The sequence below is a fragment of the Vibrio sp. V04_P4A5T148 genome (assembly GCF_963875605.1).
Classification (GTDB): Bacteria; Pseudomonadota; Gammaproteobacteria; order Enterobacterales; family Vibrionaceae; genus Vibrio; species Vibrio anguillarum.
On sequence record NZ_CAWNMS010000094.1, the window covers coordinates 1 to 5,372 of the forward strand.

Here is a 5,372-nt window from a genome sequence, read left to right on the forward strand (position 1 = left end):
TTTACACGACCGAAAGCCGCAATTGCAAAGGTTAAGTGATTCAAGAATCAACCCAAGCAAGAACTGTGATAAATAAGCCGCCAAAACAAAGTCTACCTTTCAACAACAAACCAAGCTTTTGAATCAGGAAAACTCAACCAGCAAGTCTTTCAACAAATACGAAATCATCGAATAACTTGCCCTTTCCACACTTTGCACGCGCAAAATTCACAACGCACCGGCGCTAAAACTGATTGAGGCAAACAAAGAACCTTGTCTGTTTTACGGTTTGAATTAACCACGAATCTGAGGGTGAAAAAGTTCATTTGCCGACAACACAAAACGAATAGCCGGAGAAATCCCAAAAGATTGAGCCCCTAAATTTACCTGAGTTGCATAACGCCCGCTTAAGGGGCAGACAACGCTACTACTAAGTTTCCGCATAACACCTTAACCACTAAAATCCAACGCATAGTAAAAATGCCGCGCGTTGGCTGTCCCTCTTAAAGCGTTTGTTAGCCGTTTATTCGCGTAACTATTGTCTACTCAACAAAAATTTACGAAGATCTCTTTCTGCTCGCATAACAAATAAAATATAAACCTTGCCGTCATTTTGCTTATAAAAAACACGACACGGATTAATAACAACTTCCCTGTAACTTAAATGTTCGAGCTCTGGTGGGATACGGCCTGAATCAGGAAAGGCTTCCAAACGTTCAACTTTAGAGAAAATCGTTTGGACTAGTTGTTTTGCAGACACAACATTTTCAAGTGCTATATATTCAGCGATATCGTTAAGATCTGATAACGCTGGTTCAGTCCAAATTATTTCAGCCATTTTAACATTTTGCCCTTGGCTTCATGATGAGAAATTATTCTACCGTCGGTAATCGCTCGCTCACCACGAGCAATACCTTCAAGAATCGCTAATCGATTTTGCATAAACTCATAATCATCAACATCAATAAGATAAGCCGATGGTTTACCATGTTCAGTGATTAATACAGGCTCTTTGGTATCATGGAGATCAGCAAGGATCTTAGTTGCTTGTCGCTTAAGTGATGTTACCAATTCAACTTTCATTAGACTTACTCCAAAAACAGACCACTAAAGTGATACTATTCTATCACTTTGAAGATGGCAAGTTTAATGACGGCTAACGCCGCGTTAAGGTGTGAGTAACGCAATGCCGGAGTTCCTGCATTGCACCTTAAACACCAAAACCAACGCAAACTAAAAATGCCAAGCGTTACGAATCACTCTTAAACGCTTTGTTATGCGAATTTTTCGACTCTGCTGACTGAATAGTTGTGTTAATGATCTCTTCAAAAAGTTCTAACTGCCCAGCTGGAATTAATTGATTCTGAATAGTTTTTCGTTTACCTGAGTCAAAAAGCCGCTCTGCCACCCAACCAATGAGATAAATCAGCGAAAGACAACCTCCGGCAGTGGCTATGTTACCTTCTACTACTAGAGGCAGATCCTGAACGTCTCCTCCCATCTTTTGTAGAACACTTTTAGCATCTGGATTGGTTGTCAATGGCTTACCTTTTAGTAAACCGAGCTCATGAAGGATGAATGAACCAGCACAAATCGAGCCAATTAGCTGTTTGTTTGGGTCAAGGTTAAACGCTGACATAAATTCAGCATCTTTCATCGCTGCTGGAATACCACGTTTACCACTAGTGATAAGAACGACATCTTGGTTCGCCACCTCTGAAATATGTCCGTCAGTTCTAACTTTCATGCCAAGGTGTGAATGATGCTCAGGTTTAGTTCCCAGTATGCTGACCGTCCAACTATCGGTTGTCCTCCCAAGCAAATCATACATAAGGAAAAAGTCTACATCTGTGAAATCATCAAATATAACAACGCCAACTTTGTACATAAATTTCTATTCCTTTCACTGACCTCATGAATCGCATAACGCCCGGCTAAGGGGTTGACAACGCACCACCGAACTTAAAAAGCACACCGTAAACACTGAACTTCAATTTTGCACTAAAGTCGCCACGCGTTGGCAATCCCTCTTGAGCCGTTTGTTATATGTTTGGATGAGAAACCTAGCTAGATCTTGAATGCAATGCATTGAATTACACAGTTATCAACACATTGCATGCGGACGGTATAAAATGCAGCTTATTTATAAAAAGCTTCAACTTCACCTTTTAACTTAATCAGCATCGGCTGGCCAAAACGATCTTTAGCTTTCGGTGACGGAATTTTCACCCACCCTTCACTAATGCAGTATTCTTCAACATCAGTACGCTCTTTGCCATTTAGACGAATGCCAATGTGATGTTCAAAGCACTCCGCTACATAGTGTGGGCTGCGAGGATTACCAGCAAGGTGATCCGGCAAAGCGGGTTTAGCTGTAGTGTCGTTCATATTCATAACCTAAAACATGTAAAAAAGTTGGCTATTGTAGACAATACAAGCCGACCGCTCAACAAAGTAAAAGTGCTATTTCATATGCAGTATAGAGTGCAGAACTAGATGACATATAACGCTCGGCTAAGGGGTTGACAACGCACCACCGAACTCAAAAAAACACACCGTAAACACTGAACTTCAATTTTGCACTAAAGTCGCCACGCGTTGGCAATCCCTCTTGAGCCGTTTGTTAGCTGCTGCACTTTAGCCGGAGATTTGCTACCCAACGGCCTAATTTAAAACACATTATTGCTTTCAATCGACAAAGTAAAACGGACAACTGAGAAACTAAAACCTAACCCACGAAACGTACTTGGCAAAGAAGAAATAACAGGAAAACTGACGAGCTTCTAAGACTTCAATTTACAAAGAATTCTTTCGAAGAAGCCAACGACCAAGTGCGCGAAATCCATTTAAGCGCGTAAGAGCTTCAAAACCAAAGAAGCCACACCAAAGAAATAAACAAACACACCACTTCCCGTAAGAAGGCTTCGGTTAGTTCAAACACTTCACGAACAGTGCCACTGGCGAGATACTTGGAAAAGTGCTGACTTTCAGGTGTAGAGCTAGAGTCTCAGACCAAGAAAAAATGAACACGTAATATTATGATCTTTCTTAACCTCAGCTAACGCCCAATTAAGGGGTGAGCAACGCTACCACCCAACCTAAAGCATTGTGCCATAAACACTAAATTTGAAGTAGAAGCAAAAATGCCAAGCGTTGGGAATCCCTCTTAAATTGCTTGTTAGGCGATTTTTTCTTCGATGCTAAGGGCTACTTTTAACAACTGCTCGTTGAATTCTTTGCTGTCGATTGAATAATGCGCTCTCCGATGACACGTAGGGCATAGAGCGATAACATTTTCCGGGCAATCAGCACCACCGTCAGCAAGCCTGGTTAAATGATGGACTTCTAGATAAGGTCCTTCCTTCGTTTCAAAGGGCGACTTACTTCTGCAACCTTCACAAACCCCATTTGCACGCTTTTTAGCATATAACTTAATAGCCTCGCTACGGTAACGGATGTGAACAACTTGTTCTTTAACATCCACATTACTAGGTGTCACAGCTGTAGCGATATCGCGTAATTGCTTAAGTGATTTGCTTTTAGTCGGTTTGGTCAAGTACGGAGCCTTTCCATTTTCTACGCCGGGAAGCCTTGACTGCGGAAGTACATCCAAGTGAAAAATGAAAGCATCTCGAAGCTGACTATTTTTGTCAGGTCTCTGCTCGATATGATGTTCAATGTAACTACATACACCGACGAAACGCACAAAACCTTTTGTAGTCGACTCAAACAACAAGATTTCTTTTTTATTTTTCTGGTGTTCGAAGATAGCCAAATTACCTTTGACCATTTGCATGTCACCTTCTTGGCCTTCGCCTGTATACCTAAACGTACCATCTGGACCAAAACCATCAGAATAGCCGAACTCTTCACCTGCATCACTGGTAAATATAAAGACATAAGGATGATTAGCTGGTGTAGCAATGCCACCATACTGTTGACCTTTGTATACACCGTGAATATCAGAACGACGGTTATAGATTTTACCTACTTCGAACAATGAACCCTCCTCATCGCCTAACGCCCGGCTAAGGGGTTGACAACGCACCGCCGGACTTAAAAAACACACTTAAACACTGAACTTCAATTTTGCACTAAAATCGCCAAGCGTTGGCAATCCCTCTTGAGCCGTTTGTTAGGCCAACCGATTGACAATGATACTTTCAAAAACAAAGAACAGGCTTTTTTGCAAACTTAAAACTAACTAACCGATTCATTCATAAACCAAAATTCTGAATCAGCAAAGAAACCAAAAAAACTCAAATTGAGCGATTTGGAAGAAAAGTGACGAGCGTAGCATGCTCGGCGGACGTTTGGATGCTGAAGGTTATTTTGCCGCTAAATTCTCAACGAAAAGCAACGCAACACGATCAAGAAACAACAAATATGTGATGACGATTTATTGCTTAAGTCCAGCCTGAGAACATGGAATTTACCGCTCAATTTCCTCGTTTTAGCTGATAAAAACTCACCTTGCCTAACGCCCGCCTAAGGGGCTGGCAACGCATAACACTAAACTCAAACACCACAACCGTAACCACTGCGGCTCAATGGGACTGGAAACGCCACGCGTTGACAGTCCCTCTTGAGGCGTTTGTTAGCTTCGTAGCCCATTGTTTACCAATGACTTTTTAAACACATTTGCTTGAAATGCATTTTACGCAAAAGCATCACACAAACACACTTCCAACGCCAAAAGCTGTGAAGTTGGCTACCAAAACTCAAAACGATCAAGGTTAAGTTGGCCACGGTTAAGAGTCCGCGACAAAGAAAGCAAGATCACAGCGATGATGCAGCCTTTTATGAAACCAAACTTTCTGTGTGGAATGTCCAACAACATTGACGCATCGAGGTTTGATGAATTTCAGCGACTTTGAAACCACTGAACTTTCAACACGTTCGACCAAATCAGCATCAAGAAAAAACGCAAAAACCAACTTGTGCAAATTGAATGCTAAAAGCTGATTTTTTACAACAAATGAGCTTAGATTTTGAGGATTCTAGCCTTTAAGAAGCTAACGCCCGCTTAAGGGGCAGACAACGCTACTGCCAACTTACCGCATAACACCGCACGGAAACCGCATGAACATCACCGCCCTGTAAAGCTTTCGAGAACCTTACTTAGGTAGTTTTCGTCCATTGCGCAGTTCATCCGTTTGCGTTTAATGCCACCTTTAAAGGTGGTTTCACTCTTTAATAGGTTCAAACATATCTGCCTGATCCTTGCTAAAGCCTCTGCGCGATCATCGGCTCTAATACGAGAGTTGTCCTCACTAAATGCGGTATCAAGGGACCAATGCATGGCCTCTACGCCCCAATGAGAACGCGTCGCTTCAAGCAGAGTTTGGGCTTCTAATTCTTTAGAACAGATATAGTAACGAATACTCACATCC

The 5,372-nt window shown here is 42.0% G+C and carries 7 protein-coding genes; all 7 read right to left on the reverse strand.

Going from position 1 to position 5,372, the window contains the following annotated elements:
* Positions 1-514: 514 nt before the first annotated feature.
* Positions 515-817 (reverse strand): type II toxin-antitoxin system RelE/ParE family toxin, encoded by a 303-nt coding sequence (locus tag AACT18_RS16945; RefSeq protein ID WP_047691386.1) that lies wholly within the window; start codon positions 815-817, stop codon positions 515-517.
* Positions 805-1,062, reverse strand: coding sequence for a type II toxin-antitoxin system Phd/YefM family antitoxin (locus AACT18_RS16950; protein WP_047691384.1), 258 nt, complete (start codon positions 1,060-1,062; stop codon positions 805-807). The genes AACT18_RS16945 and AACT18_RS16950 overlap by 13 nt, the downstream gene beginning before the upstream one ends.
* 166 nt (positions 1,063-1,228) lie before the next feature.
* Positions 1,229-1,867 (reverse strand): DJ-1/PfpI family protein, encoded by a 639-nt coding sequence (locus AACT18_RS16955; protein WP_094125778.1) that lies wholly within the window; start codon positions 1,865-1,867, stop codon positions 1,229-1,231.
* A 251-nt stretch (positions 1,868-2,118) separates the two neighbouring features.
* Positions 2,119-2,367: a DUF3297 family protein gene (locus AACT18_RS16960; RefSeq protein ID WP_026028286.1), complete on the reverse strand. Its 249-nt coding sequence runs from the start codon at positions 2,365-2,367 to the stop codon at positions 2,119-2,121.
* Positions 2,368-3,157: 790 nt separating this feature from the next.
* Entirely contained in the window at positions 3,158-3,979 is an 822-nt protein-coding gene (locus AACT18_RS16965; RefSeq protein ID WP_064626914.1) for an HNH endonuclease, read from the reverse strand.
* 711 nt (positions 3,980-4,690) lie between these two features.
* Positions 4,691-4,819, reverse strand: a complete 129-nt coding sequence (locus AACT18_RS16970; protein ID WP_080551848.1) for a DUF645 family protein — start codon at positions 4,817-4,819, stop codon at positions 4,691-4,693.
* Between the two features lie 249 nt (positions 4,820-5,068).
* The coding region (locus AACT18_RS16975; RefSeq protein WP_141138129.1) for an ISAs1 family transposase at positions 5,069-5,372 on the reverse strand (304 nt) is incomplete at its 5' end.